The organism is Actinomadura sp. GTD37 (assembly GCF_041951365.1).
Classification (GTDB): domain Bacteria; phylum Actinomycetota; class Actinomycetes; order Streptosporangiales; family Streptosporangiaceae; genus Spirillospora.
This window is the reverse complement of record NZ_JBGNUS010000001.1, coordinates 1,781,772-1,799,154: the sequence shown is the minus strand read 5'-3', so window position 1 is coordinate 1,799,154 and position 17,383 is coordinate 1,781,772. Positions and strand designations below refer to the sequence as shown.

Annotated in this window: 12 protein-coding genes; 4 read left to right on the top strand and 8 right to left on the bottom strand. The window is 74.3% G+C overall.

Annotated elements, in window-relative coordinates; all coding sequences use genetic code 11:
* Nucleotides 1-305 precede the first annotated feature (305 nt).
* Both ACA511_RS08605 and ACA511_RS08600 read left to right on the top strand, forming a co-directional pair.
* On the top strand, nt 306-896 hold the full coding sequence (locus ACA511_RS08605; RefSeq protein WP_375023520.1) for a DUF6230 family protein: 591 nt from the start codon (nt 306-308) through the stop codon (nt 894-896).
* Between the two features lie 4 nt (nt 897-900).
* Nucleotides 901-2,079, top strand: coding sequence for a DUF6114 domain-containing protein (locus ACA511_RS08600; protein ID WP_375023519.1), 1,179 nt, complete (start codon nt 901-903; stop codon nt 2,077-2,079).
* On the opposite strand, the gene ACA511_RS08595 is transcribed toward ACA511_RS08600, so the two are convergent.
* From ACA511_RS08595 to ACA511_RS08585, 3 genes are read right to left on the bottom strand one after another with little or no spacing between them, the layout of a single operon-like run.
* Nucleotides 1,989-3,458: a serine/threonine-protein kinase gene (locus ACA511_RS08595; RefSeq protein ID WP_375023518.1), complete on the bottom strand. Its 1,470-nt coding sequence runs from the start codon at nt 3,456-3,458 to the stop codon at nt 1,989-1,991. The genes ACA511_RS08600 and ACA511_RS08595 overlap by 91 nt on opposite strands.
* Nucleotides 3,459-3,480: 22 nt before the next feature.
* Nucleotides 3,481-5,166 carry a serine/threonine-protein kinase gene (locus tag ACA511_RS08590; RefSeq protein ID WP_375023517.1) on the bottom strand — a complete coding sequence of 562 codons (1,686 nt, stop codon included), beginning with the start codon at nt 5,164-5,166 and terminating at the stop codon, nt 3,481-3,483.
* On the bottom strand, nt 5,166-7,154 hold the full coding sequence (locus ACA511_RS08585) for a protein kinase (RefSeq protein ID WP_375023516.1): 1,989 nt from the start codon (nt 7,152-7,154) through the stop codon (nt 5,166-5,168). Before ACA511_RS08585 ends, ACA511_RS08590 begins: the two co-directional genes overlap by 1 nt.
* Nucleotides 7,155-7,339: 185 nt before the next feature.
* Between ACA511_RS08585 and lysX the strand changes: the two genes are divergently transcribed.
* Nucleotides 7,340-10,645 (top strand): bifunctional lysylphosphatidylglycerol synthetase/lysine--tRNA ligase LysX, encoded by a 3,306-nt coding sequence (gene lysX, locus ACA511_RS08580; RefSeq protein WP_375023515.1) that lies wholly within the window; start codon nt 7,340-7,342, stop codon nt 10,643-10,645.
* A gap of 10 nt (nt 10,646-10,655) precedes the next feature.
* Here the strand turns inward: lysX and ACA511_RS08575 are convergent, their stop codons facing one another.
* Entirely contained in the window at nt 10,656-10,886 is a 231-nt protein-coding gene (locus ACA511_RS08575) for a hypothetical protein (RefSeq protein ID WP_375024739.1), read from the bottom strand.
* Here ACA511_RS08575 and ACA511_RS08570 point away from each other — a divergent pair.
* Complete coding sequence (locus ACA511_RS08570) at nt 10,792-11,565, top strand: NADP-dependent oxidoreductase (protein ID WP_375023514.1); 774 nt, start codon at nt 10,792-10,794, stop codon at nt 11,563-11,565. The two genes, ACA511_RS08575 and ACA511_RS08570, sit on opposite strands and share 95 nt — an antisense overlap.
* 121 nt (nt 11,566-11,686) lie before the next feature.
* Here ACA511_RS08570 and ACA511_RS08565 read toward each other — a convergent pair whose 3' ends face one another.
* The 4 genes from ACA511_RS08565 to ACA511_RS08550 form a co-directional block, all read right to left on the bottom strand.
* Nucleotides 11,687-12,121: a hypothetical protein gene (locus ACA511_RS08565; protein ID WP_375023513.1), complete on the bottom strand. Its 435-nt coding sequence runs from the start codon at nt 12,119-12,121 to the stop codon at nt 11,687-11,689.
* Between the two features lie 188 nt (nt 12,122-12,309).
* A complete protein-coding gene (locus tag ACA511_RS08560) occupies nt 12,310-13,053 on the bottom strand; it encodes a GNAT family N-acetyltransferase (protein WP_375023512.1) in 744 nt (247 codons plus the stop codon).
* Nucleotides 13,054-13,068: 15 nt separating this feature from the next.
* Entirely contained in the window at nt 13,069-16,992 is a 3,924-nt protein-coding gene (locus ACA511_RS08555) for a hypothetical protein (protein ID WP_375023511.1), read from the bottom strand.
* Nucleotides 16,993-17,140: 148 nt separating this feature from the next.
* A complete protein-coding gene (locus tag ACA511_RS08550) occupies nt 17,141-17,344 on the bottom strand; it encodes a PspC domain-containing protein (RefSeq protein ID WP_375023510.1) in 204 nt (67 codons plus the stop codon).
* Between the last annotated feature and the right edge of the window lie 39 nt (nt 17,345-17,383).

The following is a 17,383-nucleotide window of genomic DNA, read 5'->3' as shown; positions in this document are numbered from 1 at the left end:
CGGCCGTCGGCCGCTGCGCCGCGCCCGGCCCGGTTCGGGACCTTTCCGGGACCTTCGGCCCGCCCGGACGGGGATCAACGGCCCGTGACGATCACACTTGGTAGTTGATAGAAGTTGATCCTCGCCGGCCCTATTGACAGTGCGTTCAAAAGACTCCGCAGGTCAGCCCCTGAATCCTTTACTCGGCGATCCCATGATCGGGTTTGCCGCAAGTAAGTACTTAGGAGTAACTTGCACTCACTGTCACGAGATCGACCGGTGTCACCGGGTCCCTCGCGGCCCTAGACCCCCCAGGAGCAACCTCCATGACCGACTCCCCCGAGGCCGTCGGCCGCGTCCGCTGGAAGCGGTTCGCAGCCATCGCCGCCCCCGCCGCGATCGGCGCCGGCGCGCTGGCCTTCATGACCGCGCAGGGCGCGATCGCCTCCTCGTTCGCCGTGTCCGGCGGCAGCTTCAAGGTCAGCGCCGACTCCCTCACCGGGCAGGGCTTCGTCCAGTACGGCGGGGTCGACGCGGGCAAGGACGGCGCGAAGCACCCCGTGCAGATCTCCGGCATCAAGTCCGCGGAGATCCGCAACATGTGCCAGTCGGTGAAGGTCGGGCCGTTCACGCTGCGGCTGACCGCCGGGACGGGCTCCGAGCCGGTCCAGGCCACCGACCTCGTCCTCGACGTCGAGCAGCTCAACGCCGACGCCAAGTTCACCGGCATGGAGATCGGCCGGGACGCCAGCACCCTGGACAAGGGGCCGAACGGCGCGCGGGGCCCGGCCGGGATGTTCGGCCAGCAGGCGACCAGGATCGAGCTGACCGACGTCAAGCAGGTCGCCTGGGCCACCACCGCCGGGACGTTCAAGCTGAAGGACCTCAGCATGAAGCTCGGCGACGAGTGCTTCTAAGGCCATGAATCCCGCCGAAACGCACGGAGCCGCACCGCACGGGGCCGCACCGCACGGGGCCGCACCGCACGGGGCCGCACCGCACGGAGCACCGCACGGGGCCGCACCGCACGGGTTCCGCCGCTGGCGGCGGACGCGCCCCTTCTGGGGAGGCGTGTTCGCCGTCCTCGGCGGACTGGAGCTGATCGCGATCCCGCTCGCGCCGATGCCGATCGTCGTCCACCAGGGCATGGCCGGGGTGGCGAGCTGGCTGATCGGCGCGCTGCTCGTCACCGCCGGCGTGCTGATGTGGGTCCAGCCCGCGCAGCGCAGCTTCTACGGCGTCCTCGCGGTGCTGCTGTCGCTGGCGTCGTTCCTCACGTCCAACTTCGGCGGGTTCGTCGTGGGCCTGCTGCTCGGCCTGCTCGGCGGCGCCCTCGGCTTCGCCTGGTCGCCCGCCCCGGCCGCGCCCGCGGCGCAGGAGCGGGACGGCGGGAGGCCGGGCGCGCACGCGGCGCCGCGCGGCGGACGCCTGACCGCCGTCGCGCTGCCCGCCCTGCTGGGCGTCCACCTGCTCAGCCCCTCGCCGGCGCCCTCCCCGGCCGCCGCCCCCACGGCCTCCCCCAGCGCCGCGCCCGCGCCGACGTCCACCCCCACGACATCGGCGTCGGCGTCGGCGGCGTGCCCGGACGTCCCCGCGAACGGCTCCGGTCTGTCCCAGGACGCGGTTCGCAAACTCCTCCAGCAGACGCAGGCGAGCAAGGATCCGGCCTGCGTCACGAAGGGCAAGGCCGCCGCCCCCGGACCGCGCGTCTACAGCGACGCCGGGACGCTGCGGGCCGACTCGCTCACGATGTCGGGCCTCAGCTACGACGGCGTCTCGTCGCTGCCCTCGGCGGGCGGGACGGTCAAGGCGCTGAAGTTCAGCATGTCGAAGGCCGTCCTGAAGAACGTGAACCAGACGTCCGCGCACGGTGGGGCCGCCGTGCGGATCCGGACCCCCGGCCTCACGCTGACCGGCGACGTCGTCATGTACACGACGAAGATGTCGTCGAAGCTGCTGGGGATTCCGCTGACGTTCACGCCGGAGCAGCCACCGCCGCTGACGCTGCCCTACATGGTGATGACGGACGTCGTGTCCGAACAGCCGTCCGTCACCGCGAACGGGGCGCAGCTCACCGGGCTCGCCATCGCCGGGGCCTGAGCGCCGCCCGGCCCCCGGGCGTCCGAGCGCAGCTTGCCGCGCAGGATGAACGCGCCCAGCAGCACCGCCGCCACGACGAGGACCACCGCGATCGTGACGACCAGCACCGTCCGGCTGCGCTCCCCGCCCGGACCCGCCGCCGGCGTGTGCGGACGCTGCCAGTCGGAGTACTGCCGCGGCTGCTCCCACGGCGGGCCCGTCGGCGGGGCCCCCGGCGGCGAGGCGTCCGGCCGGACGGGCGAGGACGTCGGCGGAGGCGCCCACTCGGTCTGCAGCAGCGTCCGCGCCTCCTGGTCACGGCCGGGACGCTCCGGCGGCGGGCGATACGAGCCGTTGCGCTCCGGGACACCGCCGGAGTCGCGCCTGGTCACCGGGCCGGAATCAGCGGGGTCGCGGCGCGTCACCCCCTCGCGGTCGCGGCGGGTCACCGGGCCGAAGTCGGACGGGTCCATGACGGTCTCGGCCGCGTCGTCGGTGCGGCCGGGCGGCGGGCGGCGTACGGACGGCTCGTCCAGCACCGTCTCGCTCGCCCGCGGCCGCGGGGACGGCCGCGGGGGCTGCGGCGGCGGCATCGCGGCGACCTGGGTGAGCAGCGGCTGCGCCTGCGCCGCGGTCATCCGGCGCACCGGCTCGCGCGCCAGCAGCCCGTCCAGCACCCGGGCGAGCGGGCCCGCGTTCCGCGGCGGCGGGACCGGCTCGGTCAGCGCGGCCTGCAGCGACGACATCGCGTCCGACCGCTCGTAGGGCGACCGGCCCTCGACCGCCGCGTACAGGGTCGCGCCGAGCGCCCACAGGTCGGACGCGGGCACCGCCCGCTCGCCCTGCGCCCGCTCCGGCGGGATGTAGGCGGGCGACCCCATGACCAGGCCCGTCTGCGTGAGCGTCGCGTCGCCCTCCACCTGCGCGATGCCGAAGTCGGTGAGCACCACCCGGCCGGAGTCGGTGATCAGCACGTTGCTGGGCTTGACGTCGCGGTGCAGGATGCCCTTCTCGTGGGCGTGCCGGAGGGCGCCGAGCATCTGCACGCCGATGTCGGCGACGCGGCGGTGGTCGAGCGGGCCGCGTTCGATGATGTCCTGCAAGGAGGGGGCGAGGACCAGCTCCATCACGATCCAGGGCCGGTCGGCCTCCTGCACCACGTCGTGGACGGTCACCACACCGGAGTGGTTCAGCCGCGCCGACGCCCGCGCCTCCCGGAACGTCCGCTCGTACAGGACGGCGCGCTCGTCGTCGTTCAGGCCCGGCGGGAACACGACCTCCTTGACCGCGACCTCGCGGTCGAGCATGACGTCGCGGGCGCGCCACACGGTGCCCATGCCGCCCCGCCCGACCACCGAGTCGAGCCGGTAGCGGTTACCGAGCAGACGTGCCTGTCCCATGTCGGAAGTGTCCCCCCATCGCTCATCCCACCCCGGCGGGACGGAACGTGTCGAGCACATTCTTCACAAGCGGCTCTCTGCCGTTCCACTGGGACTCGGGAATCGCCACCACGACGGCGTACGGCCGGCCGTCGACCAGCACGCCCCGGTCGCGGGCGCGGGTGGCGCCCGCCGTGCGGTTCCAGGTGAACTCGATGTCGGCTGCGGGACGCCCGGCGACCTGCGTGCGGGTGATCTCCCCGACCCGCTGGAAGCCTTTCAGCTTACCGTCCGCGATGGCCTCCCGCTCCCAGGCGACCCAGTGGTCGTAGGGATCGCCGGACCAGGTCGTCTGGTCGACCTGCACGTAGGCGCTGGACGTGGGGTCGGTCCAGATGACGCTGTTCCCCTGCTCAGAGCGCCGCCACCCGCGCGGAACGCCGATCGAGTAGCCGGGACCGGTCTGCAGGACGAGGCCGGGCGGGAGGGGCGTCGCGCCGGTGGACGGCGAGGACGGGGACGCGCTGGGCGACGTGGAGTGCGTCGTCGGCGCGGACTGCTGCACGGCGGTCGTCGGCGTCTGCGGGGTGACCGGTTCGCCCGAGGACGGACGGTTCATCCAGAGGACGACCCCGGCGACCGTCAAGATCACCGCTGCCGCGGCGACGCCCCCGAGGACCGGCAGGATCGGCGACCGCCTCCGCCGCGGCGGAGGCGGGGTGTGCGCGGGCGTCCACTGTTGGCCAGGCCCCGGCGGGAACGGCGCGGTCATGCCCGCGTCCGGGGGCGGGACGGGGACGGAGACGGATGGCTGGAAGGGCGCGGACCGCGCGGCCGCACCGCCCATCGCGGTCGCACCGCCGTCCACGGCCGTCGCCCCGCCGGAGGCGGGCATGCCGGCGGCCACGCTCGCGGCACGGCCGGACGCGACCGCCTTGAGCGCCTCCTCCGCCTGGTCCCCGCTCAGCCGCCGGACCGGGTCGCGCTCCAGCAGCGCGGTGAGGACGGGCGCGAGCGGCCCCGCGTTCCGCGGCGGCGGGACGTCCTGCGTCATCACGGCCGCGAGGACGGCCATCGCGTCGCTGCGGTGGTGCGGCGCCCTGCCCTCGGTCGCCGCGTACAGGGTGGCGCCGAGCGCCCACAGGTCGGACGCGGGGATCGCCGGGTCGCCGTTCACCCGCTCCGGCGACATGTACGCGGGCGAGCCCATGATCAGGCCGGTGCCGGTGAGGGTCGCGTCCCCGGCCAGCTGCGCGATGCCGAAGTCGGTGAGGACGGCCCGGTCCTCCGCCGCGACCAGCACGTTCGCCGGCTTGACGTCGCGGTGCAGGATGCCGATCGCGTGCGCCGCCCGCAGCGCGCCCGCGATCTGCCGCCCGATCTCCGCGACGCGGCCGGGCGGGAGCGGCCCGTCCTCGTCCACGATCTCCTGGAGGGAACGGGCCCGCACCAGCTCCATGACGATCCACGGCCGGTCGTCCTCGTCCACGACGTCGTGTACGGTCACGACGCCCGGATGGTTCAGCCGCGCCGACGCGCGGGCCTCGCGGAGCGTGCGGCGGTGCCGGTTCTCCCGCTCGTCGTCGCCGAGGCCGGCGGGCAGCACGACCTCCTTGACCGCGACCTCGCGGTCGAGGGTCTCGTCGCGGGCACGCCACACCGTGCCCATCCCGCCGCGTCCGACGACGGATTCGAGCCGGTACCGACCGGCGAGAAGGCGGCCGTCCATCAGTCGTCCGCGGGCTTGAAGTGCTCGTAGACCGGCTGGAGGTCGGCGAACACCTTGTCCCACTCCTTGTCGGGGGCGCGCAGCAGGATGGCGTAGCCGTGCCCCTTCGCCACGAACCCCCGGTTGAGGATGCGCATCCGCTCTCCCCCGTCGCCCTTGTAGGTGAACTCCCAGTCGGCGGAGTCGTCGCCGCCGCGGGTGTCGGGGACGGGCGGGTGGTCGCCGGTCGGCGCGATCCTGATCTTCTTGTAGCCGGGCCAGCCGGCGCCGCCGCGCTCCTGGCGCCGCCAGTCGCCGATCGCGCTCTCGTTCGGATCGTCGGTCTGGTCGATCTGGAAGTAGACCTTGCGGTCGGACGAGTAGAAGTAGTCGCCGCCGTGCTTGCGCTCGGGCCCGCTCCAGCCCTTCGGGACGGGCACGTGGTAGCCGCTGCGGTCCTTGTGCAGGGTGAAGCCGGCGGGCAGCGCGCCGCTGCCCGGCGGAGTGCTCGGCGAGGTGCTCGGCGTCGCCGACGCGGCCGGGGCGGACGGCGTCGCGGCGCCGCTCGGCGGCGCGGTGGCGCCGGCCTTCCGGCCCTTCTGCTCGTCGCCGCCGCCGGCGAACGCGATGCCCGCGACGACCATGATCACGACCAGCACGATCGCGGCGACGATCAGCACGTTGCGGTTGGCGGCCAGCGCGGGGCGCGCGGCCGGGTGCGTCGTCGGCGGGAAGTGCGTGTCCGGCCCCGGCTCGGGCGGGCCCTGCCCGGCGGCGACGGCGCCGGCGGGCTCGGTGGGCGGCCCGGGACGCCACGAACTCGCCCGGCCCGGGTCGGGCGCGGTCTCGCCGGGGTTCGCCGCCGCGGCGCGCGGCCTGCGCCGGCGCGCGATGCCGGCCGGCAGGTCGAGGCTGGTCAGCTGGTCCGGGCGGGCGTCGGGGACCGCCTCGGGGGACGCCGCGGTCGCGTCGGCGACGTCCGGCCGGTCGTCGGCGGGGTCGATCTCGTCCGGCAGCGGCTGGTCGGGGGCGTACGTCTCCGGATAGGGCTCGGCGTACGACTCCGCGTACGGATGCGACCGGTAGGCGGAGTCGGTGGCGGTGGTCTGGGGGCCGGGCAGCTCGTCCATGGAGAACTCGACGGCCATCGTGCGCTGGGTGTCGACGGTCTCCTGCCGGACGATGTCGTCCAGCACCGCGCCGGCCTCGATCGCGTCCATCCGCTGGTCGGGGTTCTTGCGCAGCAGGCCCTCGATGACGGGGACGAGCCGGCCGCCCTTGTCCGGCGGGTCGGGCTCCTCGGAGATCACCGCGACGAGCGCGGCCATCGGCTCCGGCCGCTCGAACGGGGACCGGCCGTGCAGCATCGCGTACAGGGTGACGCCGAGCGACCACAGGTCGGACGCCGGGCCGGCGACGCGGCCCCGGGCGCGTTCGGGCGCGATGTAGGCGGGCGAGCCCATGACGAGACCGGTCTGGGTGAGGGTCGCGTCGCCCGCCGCGGTCGCGATGCCGAAGTCGGTGAGCACGGCGCGCTCGCCCATCCGGCCGGTGCCGGTGATCAGCACGTTGCTCGGCTTGACGTCGCGGTGCAGGACGCCGGCGCCGTGCGCGGCGTGCAGCGCGGCGAGCATCTGCCGGCCGATCTCGGCGGCGCGGCGCGGCTCCAGCGGCCCCTCCTGCTTGATCACCTGGTCCAGGGAGCGGGCCTTGATCAGCTCCATGATGATCCAGGGGCGGTCGTCCTCCTCGACGACGTCGTAGACCGTGACGACGCCGGGATGGCCGAGCCGCGCGGCGGTACGGGCCTCACGGAACGTGCGCTTGTGGTGCACGGCGCGTTCCTCATCGGTGAGACCATGCGGGAGGATGACCTCCTTCACCGCAACGTCACGACCGAGGACCTCATCGTGCGCCTGCCAGACCGTCCCCATGCCGCCCCGGCCGACCTGGGTCACCAGGCGGTAGCGGCGGGCGAGCAACCGCTCACCGGTGGGTTCATTCGGCATATCCGCGACCATATCGACTTTTGCTGACAACCTTGGACCGAGCTTGCAAGCCACATCCCCCTACCCGTACGACGTCCGGCCCCACCCCGAGGTTCGCCGCCGGACGAGCACAGGCGGACGAAAGCGCGATGGACGTGACACCCGGTAAAAAGAAGAAAGCCACACCGCGCGGCGACTGGGGGACCATGACGGAGCACGACCCGCGACGCGCAGGCGGCCTGCGGGGCGAGTGGGACCGGCTGATCCAGGCCGCGCCGACGATCTTCTTCTGGTACACCCGTCTCTCCGGGATCCTGTCGCTGCTCGCATGGGTCTCCTATGGTCTCATCCTTGAGATAGCCGATATCTGGGCGCTGCGCTGGATCGGGTACCTCGGCTGGTTCCCCAGCGTCCCCATCGGGATGCTCTGGATCCTGCTGTCGATGGGCGTCCGGCGGCGCAAGAAGGCGGCCTGGCGCATCCTCGTCCTGATCTTCTGCCTGCCCACGGCGCTCGGCGTCACCGCCGTGCTGAGCACGCTGGTCAACCCGGACCGGTCGACCCCCGTCGGGCTGATCGTCACCGCCGCCGTCTACCTCGCCGTCCTCGGCCTGCTGATCGCGGCGCGCGGCCAGTTCACCACGCTGCCCGACCGGGCCAACCGCCGCCTCGCCACCATCGTCTTCACCAGCCTCCTCATCGTGACCTGCGGGGTCGGCACGTTCCTGGTCACCGTCACCGACCGCAACCGCAGCGGCGACTTCTGGACGCACCCGCTCTACGCGGTCTCCCAGACCGTCCTCGGGCCGCGCGTCACCGGCAAGCCGATCGACGTGTCCGTGCCCTTCTGGGTGGACGCGATCCTGTGGGTCCTCGGCACCGGGCTGATGATCGTCACGTTCTGGGCGCTGTTCAAGCCGGGGCGGCGCGACCCCGTCCTGTCCCCCGGCGAGGAACTGGCGGCGCGCGCCCTGCTCGCCGAGTACGGCGACCAGGACTCCCTCGGCTACTTCGCGCTGCGCCGCGACAAGGACGTCATGGTCGCGCCGAACGGTAAGGCGGCCATCGCCTACCGGGTCGAAGGTTCGGTCTCGCTGGCCAGCGGCGACCCGCTCGGCGACCCCGAGTCCTGGGACCAGGCGATCGAGGCGTGGCTGGAGGAGTGCCGCGCGCACGCGTGGATCCCCGGCGCCGTCAGCGTCGGCGAGCGCGCCGCCCACATCTACAAGCGGCACGGCTTCGACGCGCTCGAACTCGGCGACGAGGCCATCGTCGACCTCACCGACTTCAACCTCGACGGACGCGAGATGCGGCAGGTCCGGCAGGCCGTCCGGCGGGTCGAGCGGGCCGGGTACACGGTCCGGATCCGGCGGCACTCGCAGATCCCTGGCTGGGAGATGGCCAAGCTCATCCGCAGCGCGGACGCCTGGCGCGGCGAGGAGACCGAGCGCGGCTTCTCGATGGCCCTCGGCCGCCTCGGCGACCCGACGGACGGACGCTGCGTCATGGTCGAGGCGTTCGACGCGCACGGGGAGCTGCGCGGGCTGCTCAGCTTCGTCCCGTGGGGCCGGGCCGGGCTGTCGCTCGACCTGATGCGCCGCGACCGGCTCGCCGAGAACGGCCTCAACGAGTACATGGTCGCCAAGCTGGCGGAGAAGGCCGCCGCGGTCGGCGCGCAGCAGCTCTCGCTGAACTTCGCGATGCTCCGGTCGGCGTTCGAACGGGGCTCGCAGATCGGGGCGGGGCCGGTCGCGCGGCTCTACTACCGGTTCCTGTCGTTCGCGTCGAGGTTCTGGCAGCTCGAATCGCTGTACCTGTCGAACGCCAAGTACCTGCCGCACTGGCGTCCGCGCTTCATCTGCTACACGCAGGGCCGCCACCTCATCCGGCTGGGCCTCGCCTACGCGCGGGCCGAGGGGTTCCTGCCGAGCTTCAACCGCCCGAAGCTGGACCGGGCCGCCGCGATGGTCCCGTCCACCGACCTCGCCGACAGGATCCGGGAGATCGAGGAGGCGGCGGACGCGGCGCGGGCCCCGCAGCGGCGGCTGTCGGAGCAGGAGCGGGTGCGGCACGCCAAGCTCGACCAGATCCGTGCCGCCGGGATGGAGCCCTACGCGCTGAGCTGCGAGCGCACCGACTTCGCCGCCGACATCCGCGCGCGGTTCCCGGGCCTCGCCCCGGACGCGCGCACCGGGACGTCCGTCGCGGTCGCCGGGCGGGTCGTGCTGGCCCGCGAGCACGGCCGGCTGATCTTCGTCACGCTGCGGGACGAGACCGCCGACCTGCAGATCATGCTGACCGCCGACGCCCTCGGCGACGGCTCCCTGCACGAGTGGAAGGCGCTGATCGACCTCGGCGACCAGGTCGGGGTGCGCGGCGAGGTCGTGACGTCCCGGCGCGGCGAGCTGTCGGTGCTCGCCTCGTCGTGGAAGCTCGCCGCCAAGTGCCTGCGCCCGCTGCCCAACAAGAGCTCCGGGCTGTCGGATCCGGAGGCCCGCGTCCGGCAGCGGTACGTCGACTTCATCGTGAACGACGAGTCCCGCCGGATGCTGCGGATGCGCGGCGACGCCGTCGCCGCCGTCCGCGACGGGCTCCGCGACCGCGGCTACCTCGAAGTCGAGACGCCGATGCTGCAACCCGTCCACGGCGGCGCCACCGCGCGGCCGTTCACCACCCGGATCAACGCCTACAACATGCAGCTCTACCTGCGGATCGCGCCCGAGCTGTACCTGAAGCGGCTGCTCGTCGGCGGCGTCGGGCGCGTCTTCGAGCTGAACCGCAACTTCCGCAACGAGGGCGTGTCGCAGAAGCACAACCCCGAGTTCACGATGCTGGAGGCGTACGAGCCGTACGGCGACTACGACACGATGGCGGCGCTCACCCGCTCCCTGGTCGTGGACGCGGCCCGCGCCGCCCTCGGCACGAGCGTCGTCGTCCGGGACGGCGTCGAGTACGACCTCGCCGAGCCCTGGCAGGAGATCACTGTCTACGAGTCGGTGTCGAAGGCCCTCGGCGAGGAGGTCACCCCCGACACGCCGCCGGCGGCGGTGCGGGCGTTCGCCGAGCGGCACGGGCTGAACACCGACCCGCAGTGGGGGCAGGGCAAGATCGTCCAGGAGCTGTTCGAGGCCCTCGTCGAGGAGCACCTGCTCGCGCCGACGTTCGTCCGCGACTACCCGGCCGAGACGTCCCCGCTGACCCGCCCGCACCGGGACGACCCGCGGCTCGCCGAGAAGTGGGACCTCATCGTCTTCGGCCTCGAACTGGGCACCGCCTACTCCGAGCTGATCGACCCGATCCTGCAGCGGCAGCGGCTGACCGAGCAGTCGCTGCGGGCCGCCGGCGGCGACCCGGAGGCCATGGAACTGGACGAGGACTTCCTGCGCGCCCTGGAGTACGCGATGCCGCCCGCCGGCGGCATGGGCATGGGCATCGACCGCCTCCTGATCACCCTGACGGGCCGCAGCATCCGCGAGACGATCCCGTTCCCCCTGGTGCGCCCCGGCTCCTGACGCCGCGGGGTCAGCGCTCCGCGGCGAGGCCGTCCATCACCAGGCGCAGCAGGTGGTCGCGGCGCCCCGCGAGCGTGGGCGCCGCATCGGCGATGGACGCGACGGCGCCGAGCAGCGCGAAGAGGTGGGAGCGCCCGGGCGTCCCGTTGCCCTGGACGCCCGGCTCCGACGCGTCGGGCGTCGTCGCCGCCACCGGCCCCGGCGTCACCGGGTTCGCCGAGGGCGACGCCGTCTTCGGCATGATCCGGTTCCCCGACCTGGAGACCGGCGGGCGCGCCTACGCCGAGTACACGACCGCGCCGGCCGCCCACCTCGCCCGCAAGCCCGCGTCCGTCGACCACGTGCACGCCGCCGCCGTCCCCATGTCCGGGCTGACCGCCTACCAGTACCTCTTCGACCACGTCCGGCTGCCGCACGGGCGGACCGTCCTCGTCAACGGCGCGGCCGGCGGCGTCGGCCACTTCGCCGTCCAGCTCGCCAAGACCCGCGGCGCGCACGTCATCGCGGTCGCCTCGTCCCGGCACGAGGCGTTCCTCCGCGACCTCGGCGCCGACGAGTACCTCGACTACACGGCGACGCCGGCCGAGGACGCCGTCCGCGATGCCGACCTCGTCGTCGACACGGTCGGCGGCCCCGGCGCGCACCGCTTCCTCAAGGTCGTCAAGGACGGCGGGACGATCAGCCCCGTCTTCCACGGCGACTACCGCCGGGAGGAGGCCGCCCGGCGGGGCATCGAGTTCCGGGGAGGGCAGGTCCACTCCGACGGCGCCCAGATGGAGGCGCTGGCGGCCCTCCTGGAGGACGGCACCCTGCGCGCGGGCATCGACTCCGTCCACGACCTGGCCGACGCCGCGAAGGCCCACGAGCGGGCCGAACGGGGCCACATCCAGGGCAAGATCGTCCTGACCGTCGCCTCCTAGTGCGGCGCCCACCCAGGTTCACCGGGTGCGTTGACCTGCGGCGTGTTGTTGCTTTGGCAAGGCCCATAACAACAACACGCCGCAGGTCAACGCAGGGGACGACCCGTTCGCGGTCGCCGCTCTAGAGGCTTCGCTGGACGGGGCGGTATCCCCGCTCCGCGAGCCAGGCCCGCGCCGCGCCCCGCCGGGCGTCCTCCTCCCGGGGCAGGACGCCCGGCGGGACCGGCAGCCACCGCCCGGGAGCCTCCTCCACGACGACCTCGGACACCGGCAGGACGTCCCCGCGCTCCAGGTCGAGGACGTGGTCGCCTTCGTCCATGGCCGCAGCCACGGCCCCGAGGTCGGCCGGCAGCGGTTCGAGCGGTTCGGCGGGACGATCTCCGAGGGCGGCGGCGAGTTCCGCCGCTAATTCGGCGTCGCCCGGAAACCCGCGTTCGAGCAGTTCGCTCAGGCATTCACGGGCACGTTCCGACTCGTCCCCGCCTTTGGCGAGCGCGGCGAGGAGCACGTCCCCGGCGTACTGGAGCACCGGCTTGAGCGGACGCCCCCGCAGCACACCGGCATCGCCATCACCCGTATGCGCGGTACTCCGCAACCGCGCCAACGCCCCCTCGTCCCACTCCGTCACAAGACATTTGTACAGACATCCACTGACACCTGACGCACTTTGGAGAAGACCGCCTCCCCGCGGCCGGACTTCACGGTCTCCGTTGGAGAACAGACTGCGGCCCGGCAGAGCCGCCGTCACACTGCGTCGCGGTAGTGGTACGTGCATATTTCGGCGAATCCCGCCCGCCCGTACAGCCGGAGCGCTGGGGTGTTATCCCGCTCGACTTGGAGATAGAGGCGGTCGGCGTTGTTCGCGGCGGCCCAATCGGACAGGGCGGTCAGCACGCTGTGCGCGGCGCCTTTTCCGCGTGCTCGGGGAAGGGTGACCATGCTGAAAACGCCCGCCCATCCTGTGTCGGCGACCGCGCGTCCCACCGCGACGACCTCGTCTCCGATCAGGGCGGACGCGTAGGCGGACAACCGGTCGATACGGGCGAGCATCTCCCATTCGGCGCGGGAATAACCGTTCACGGCCTGCCAGGTCTCGAACCATTCGCGCGTCGGACGTTCGTCCAGCCGGACTTTCAGCGCCGGCTCTCGTCCCGAGACGGCAGCAGCGGACGCCACCTGCAACGACACCGAGCCGTGCCGACGATAGCCGCGCTTTTCAAGTACGGCGTCGAGCCCTTCGGGGCACACCTGCGGTGTGAGCTGAAAGCGCGGGACGGCGTCATGTGCGGCATAGAACTTCTCTGTTTCGGCGATCCTGCGGATCAGCTCGCCCGGCCGGACGTCGCCGTGCGGCAGCACCGTTTCCACCCACCACGAACAATGGGGGGCGAGGCGCAGCCACCATCCGCCGGCGTCCTCGACGTGTTCGGCGGGCTGTCCGCGGGCAGCCCTCTCCTGCAAGCTCTTCAGCAGTTCCGGGCTCTCCATATTGTGGGACCTCGCCTATTCCTCCGGCGACTGCTCGCGGTAGACCTCGACCGCGTAGCGGAGGCGGGCGCCGACGAGGAGGGCCTCGTCCGCCGGGCAGTCGAGGAGGCGGGTGACCAGTTCGACGATCTGCTCGTCGGTGAGGTCCGGCTCCCGTTCGGCGATGTGGCCGACGATCTCCACCAGCTCGGGGCGCTTGTAGCCGACGATCGACTGCCCGCGCCGGACCTGGGCGTGCCCGGCGGCCTCCTCGCCCGCCTCCGGAGGCGCCGGCTGCTCCGCCCTGGCGCCGGGCTTGCCCCACAGGGCGGGAATGTCAGGCGGCGCGGCGGGCGGGCGCCGCTCGGCCTCGGGACCGCGCGGATCCTGCCCCGGAGCGTCGCCGCGTTGCGGCGGGGCGCCGCGGCGCGGCGGTTGCGGCGATCGCGGCGGCTGCGGCGGCTGCGCTTCGGGCTCCTGCGGCTGCGGCTCGCGGCCCGTCGCGTCGAGGCGCCGGGGCGGCTGTCCCGCCGGTCCGCGCGCACCCGGTCGCTGCGGCCCGCCGTCGCGCGGGTCGAGGCGCGGCGCGTCCAACCGGCGGGGCGGGACGTTCGCGGGCCCCGGCCGCCGCTCCGGCGGACGCCCGGCCTGCTCGCGCCGCCCCGTCCGGCGCGGACCCTCCGGCGGCTCGGCGGGCGGCCCGGCCTCGGGACGGGGCCGTCCCTGCCGGGAGGGCCGCGCGCTCCAGTCCCACTCCTGCGGCGGTCCCCCGCCGGGACGTGCGGGAGCGCCCGGCCGCCGGGGCGGCGCGGACGGGCCGTCCCGCCCGTCCCGCGGTGCGCCCGCCATCGGCCCAGGCGCGGGCGGACGCTGCGGCTGCGCGGATGGGCGCTGCGGCTGCGCGGGCGGACGCTGCGGCTGCGCAGATGGGCGCTGCGGCTGCGCGGGCGGACGCTGCGGCTGCGCAGATGGGCGCTGCGGCTGCGCGGGCGGACGCTGCGGCTGCGCAGATGGGCGCTGCGGCTGCGCGGGGGGACGCTGTGCGGGTGCGGGCGGGGGTTGCCGGGGTACGGCTTCGGCCGGTGGGGCGGGGGGTTCGGGGGGAGGAGCCGGGCGCTGTTCTGGTGCGCGGTCCCCGGACGTCTGGTCTTCCTCCGGCGTCGGCGCGCGGGGGGCGCGTTCGTCCTCGTGCGCGGGTGGACGCGTCAGGGTGGTGAGGGCGGTGAAGAGGGACGTCGTCGGGGTGATCGCCTCGTGGAGGTGGGACGGGAGGCGCGTCGTGGGGGGCGGGCCCTCGGGCGGGGGGAGGTCCGGGCCTGCCGGGCCGACGAGGATGGCCCGGGGGGCGAGCCACAGGATGAAGAGGGCCTCGGCGCCGGCCTCGTGTTCGCCGTCGACGATGACGGCGTCGAAGGAGCCGGGGGCGGGCGGGAGGACGTCCGGGATGCGCCAGAGCGGGAGGATCCAGGCGGGGACGTCGGCGAGCTCGACGGCGGCCGCCCAGGCGCGCGCGGTGGTGAGGGCGGCGCGGGCGGAGCGGAGGTCCTCTTCGGCGGCGGCGAGGTCGGCGCGGGCGCGGTCGACCGGCGGCGGGGCCGCGGGGGTGCCCCGGGCCCAGGCCCAGGCGTCGTCCCAGCGGCGGGTGCGGGTCTGCCACGCGTCGTCGCCGTCGGTGGCGATCAGGAGGTTGGCGAGGTCGGGGTGGACGGCCCGCACTCGGGCGAGCAGTTCGCCGCAGCGGATCTGCAGGGCGCGTTCGTGGCGGGCCTCGGCGAGGCCGCCGAGGGCGCGGCCGTAGGCGGCGGCGTCGCGGGCGTCGACGGCGGCGACGGCGGCGGCCAGCTCGGGGGGATCGTCGGCGTCGACGGGGCCGATCGAGTCGCGGAGGGCGTCGAGGTCGGCGGTGGCGCGGGTGACGCCGAGACCTTCGAGGGCGTTGCGGAGGGCGGCGGCGTAGGTGTGCCACTGGACGGGGTGGATGAGCGGGACGCCGAACCCGCCGCGTTCGAGGAGCCGGCGCGTCGAGTCGACGGCCGGCATGGCGTCGCGGACGCGGGCGAGGCGGGCGTGGGCCCGGACGAACCGGGCGATGCGTTCGGCGGGCGGGAGGTCGGCCGGGAAGGAGATGCCGGCGGCCTCCCACACGTACTGGAGTTCGCGGCAGGTGATCCGCACCATGAGGTCGGTGTGTACGAGGTCGAGCAGTTCCGGCGTGGTCGGCGCGGCGCCGTCCACGGTGACGGTGGCGAGGAGCGGTTCGGCCTGGCGCTGCGCGGCGGAGCGGAGCGGGCCGCGTTTGAGGGCGCCGCCGCCCGCGAGGTGGGTGCGCAGGTCGTGCGCGGCCGCGGCCAGGCCGCGCAGGTCGGCGTCGGCGGGCAGCTCGACGGTGTGGGCGCCGAGTTCGGCGAGGGCGCGTTCGGCCCACTGGGCGCGGGACGTCATCTCCACGACGCGGGACCAGATGAGCGGGCGGCGTTCGGCGAGGGCGTCGCCGAACGCGCGGACGGCGAGGTCGGCCGGGTTCCAGCCGCCCGGGTGGCCGTCCATGCCGAGGTCGCGGAGCGCGGCGGCGACGACGGACGCGTCGGCGTCCAGGCGGGCGAGGAGGGTCACGTCGCTGTCGCGCAGGTGCTGGGACAGCTCGGTCTTGGCGCGTTCGGCGCGTTCGGCGGCGGCGGTCTCCGCGTCGATCAGGGTGCTGACGTAGGCGGCGCTCGGCAGCGCGCCCGGGTCGACGTCGCGCTGCGCGGTGCGGGCCTTGCGCTCGGCGCTCTCCTCGGCGAGGAGGACGACGAGTTCCGCCGCCTCGGCCCGGGAGACCGGCGGGGTCGGCGGCATGTCCGGCCGGACGGGCATCCACGACAGGTCGGGGTCTTCGGCGCGCCGGTCCGGCGCGGGTTCGGCCGGCTCGTCGCGGCGGCGCTCGGTGAGCTCCGCGACCCGCCGGGCGGCGGCCTTCTCGCGTCCGGCCGCGGCGGCGACGTCGGGCTCGGCCGCGCGGATCGCGTCGGCGACGCGCGCTCCGCCGGCCGGGTCGGTCGCCGTGAGCGCGGCGAGGCCGGGCGGGAGGGCGGCGCGGAGCGCGCCGGACGCGGCGGGCCCGGAGGTGGCGACGAGCACCCGGTGGCCGCGCGCGAGCAGCCCGGCGAGCAGGTCGGGGACGGTCTCCGGCGCACGCTCCGGGATGTGCATGACCTGCGGTCTCCCGGACGGCGACACGAGCCGCGCCAGCCCTTCCGGGACGCCGCGCGGCAGCAGGCTCAGCAGCCTGGCGTGCTGGTCGGCGATGGCGGCGCGGCCCGGCGGCCGGACGACCAGGGCGGGCGCGAGCCGGATGCGCGGCGCGGGCGGGCCGGCGCCGGTCTCGGGCTTCCAGTCCTCGCGGTAGTCGGCCGGGCCGGTCAGCGCCACCTGGCACCATTTCCGGAGGACGTCCCCGACCGATGCGTTCAGCCCGAAACCCTGCCCGGCCTGGACGGCGTCCGCCACCCAGCCGGCGGGCCGGAATCCCGGGTGGCCGGACAGCAGTTCCCGGTCGCGCAGCGTCGTGTGCCCGGCGAGGACGACGTCGACGCGCTCCGTCCGGTCGTCGACGACGATCCGGACGGGCGTGCTCAGCAGGTGGTCGTGGACGGCCGGGCGCCACGACAGCAGGCCGGTCGCGAGCACGACCTCCTCGTCGGAGAGCTCGCGGAGGACGCGGTACCAGTTGCGGAGGGCGAGCCAGCCGTCGAACTCCTCCAGCACGACGGGCGGCGTGAGGGGGATGACCGGGACGCTGAACAGCACGTCGCCGGGCCCGGCGTCCGCCTCCACGTAGACGTCGCCGGGCAGTTCGGCCAGCCAGTGGACCTGGTCGTGGTCGGCGAGGTCGCGGGACGGGCGCCGGCGGGCCCGCGCCAGGTCGCGCAGGAACCCCAGCAGCCGCGCCGCATGCTCGGCCTCGCGCGCCTCGGGCACCGTGGCTCCTCCCCTTCCCGCGGCGGGACGGACCCCCTCGTTCCCGGCGGTCCCCGCCTCGGCGACCGGACGGCGGAAAGGTCCGGTGCCGGTGCCCCGATCTAACACCCAAGGGCGGGCCCGGTCGAGCGCTATCGATGATCTTGAGCTAGCGGGCGCCCGCCATGTAGCGGTCCTCGTTCGGCATCATGGCCCACAGGACCAGGTAGACGACGAACTGCGGGCCGGGCAGCAGGCAGGACAGGACGAAGAGGACCCGGACGGTCCCCGGGCTCATGCCGAACCGGCGTGCGAGGCCGGCGCAGACACCCGCGATCATCCGATCGTTGCGCGGACGGTAGAGGCCGTTCATGAGTTCTTCTCTCCCCGATTCGTCGAGCGGTGAACACGG

Excerpts from the sequence above, each read along its gene's own strand:
- ACA511_RS08585 (WP_375023516.1), bottom strand. The coding sequence starts at position 7,154 with ATGCCGAATGAACCCACCGGTGAGCGGTTGCTCGCCCGCCGCTACCGC.
- ACA511_RS08575 (WP_375024739.1), bottom strand. The coding sequence starts at position 10,886 with ATGCCGAAGACGGCGTCGCCCTCGGCGAACCCGGTGACGCCGGGGCCG.
- ACA511_RS08595 (WP_375023518.1), bottom strand. The coding sequence starts at position 3,458 with ATGGGACAGGCACGTCTGCTCGGTAACCGCTACCGGCTCGACTCGGTG.
- ACA511_RS08605 (WP_375023520.1), top strand. The coding sequence starts at position 306 with ATGACCGACTCCCCCGAGGCCGTCGGCCGCGTCCGCTGGAAGCGGTTC.
- lysX (WP_375023515.1), top strand. The coding sequence starts at position 7,340 with ATGACGGAGCACGACCCGCGACGCGCAGGCGGCCTGCGGGGCGAGTGG.
- ACA511_RS08590 (WP_375023517.1), bottom strand. The coding sequence starts at position 5,166 with ATGGACGGCCGCCTTCTCGCCGGTCGGTACCGGCTCGAATCCGTCGTC.
- ACA511_RS08600 (WP_375023519.1), top strand. The coding sequence starts at position 901 with ATGAATCCCGCCGAAACGCACGGAGCCGCACCGCACGGGGCCGCACCG.
- ACA511_RS08560 (WP_375023512.1), bottom strand. The coding sequence starts at position 13,053 with ATGGAGAGCCCGGAACTGCTGAAGAGCTTGCAGGAGAGGGCTGCCCGC.
- ACA511_RS08550 (WP_375023510.1), bottom strand. The coding sequence starts at position 17,344 with ATGAACGGCCTCTACCGTCCGCGCAACGATCGGATGATCGCGGGTGTC.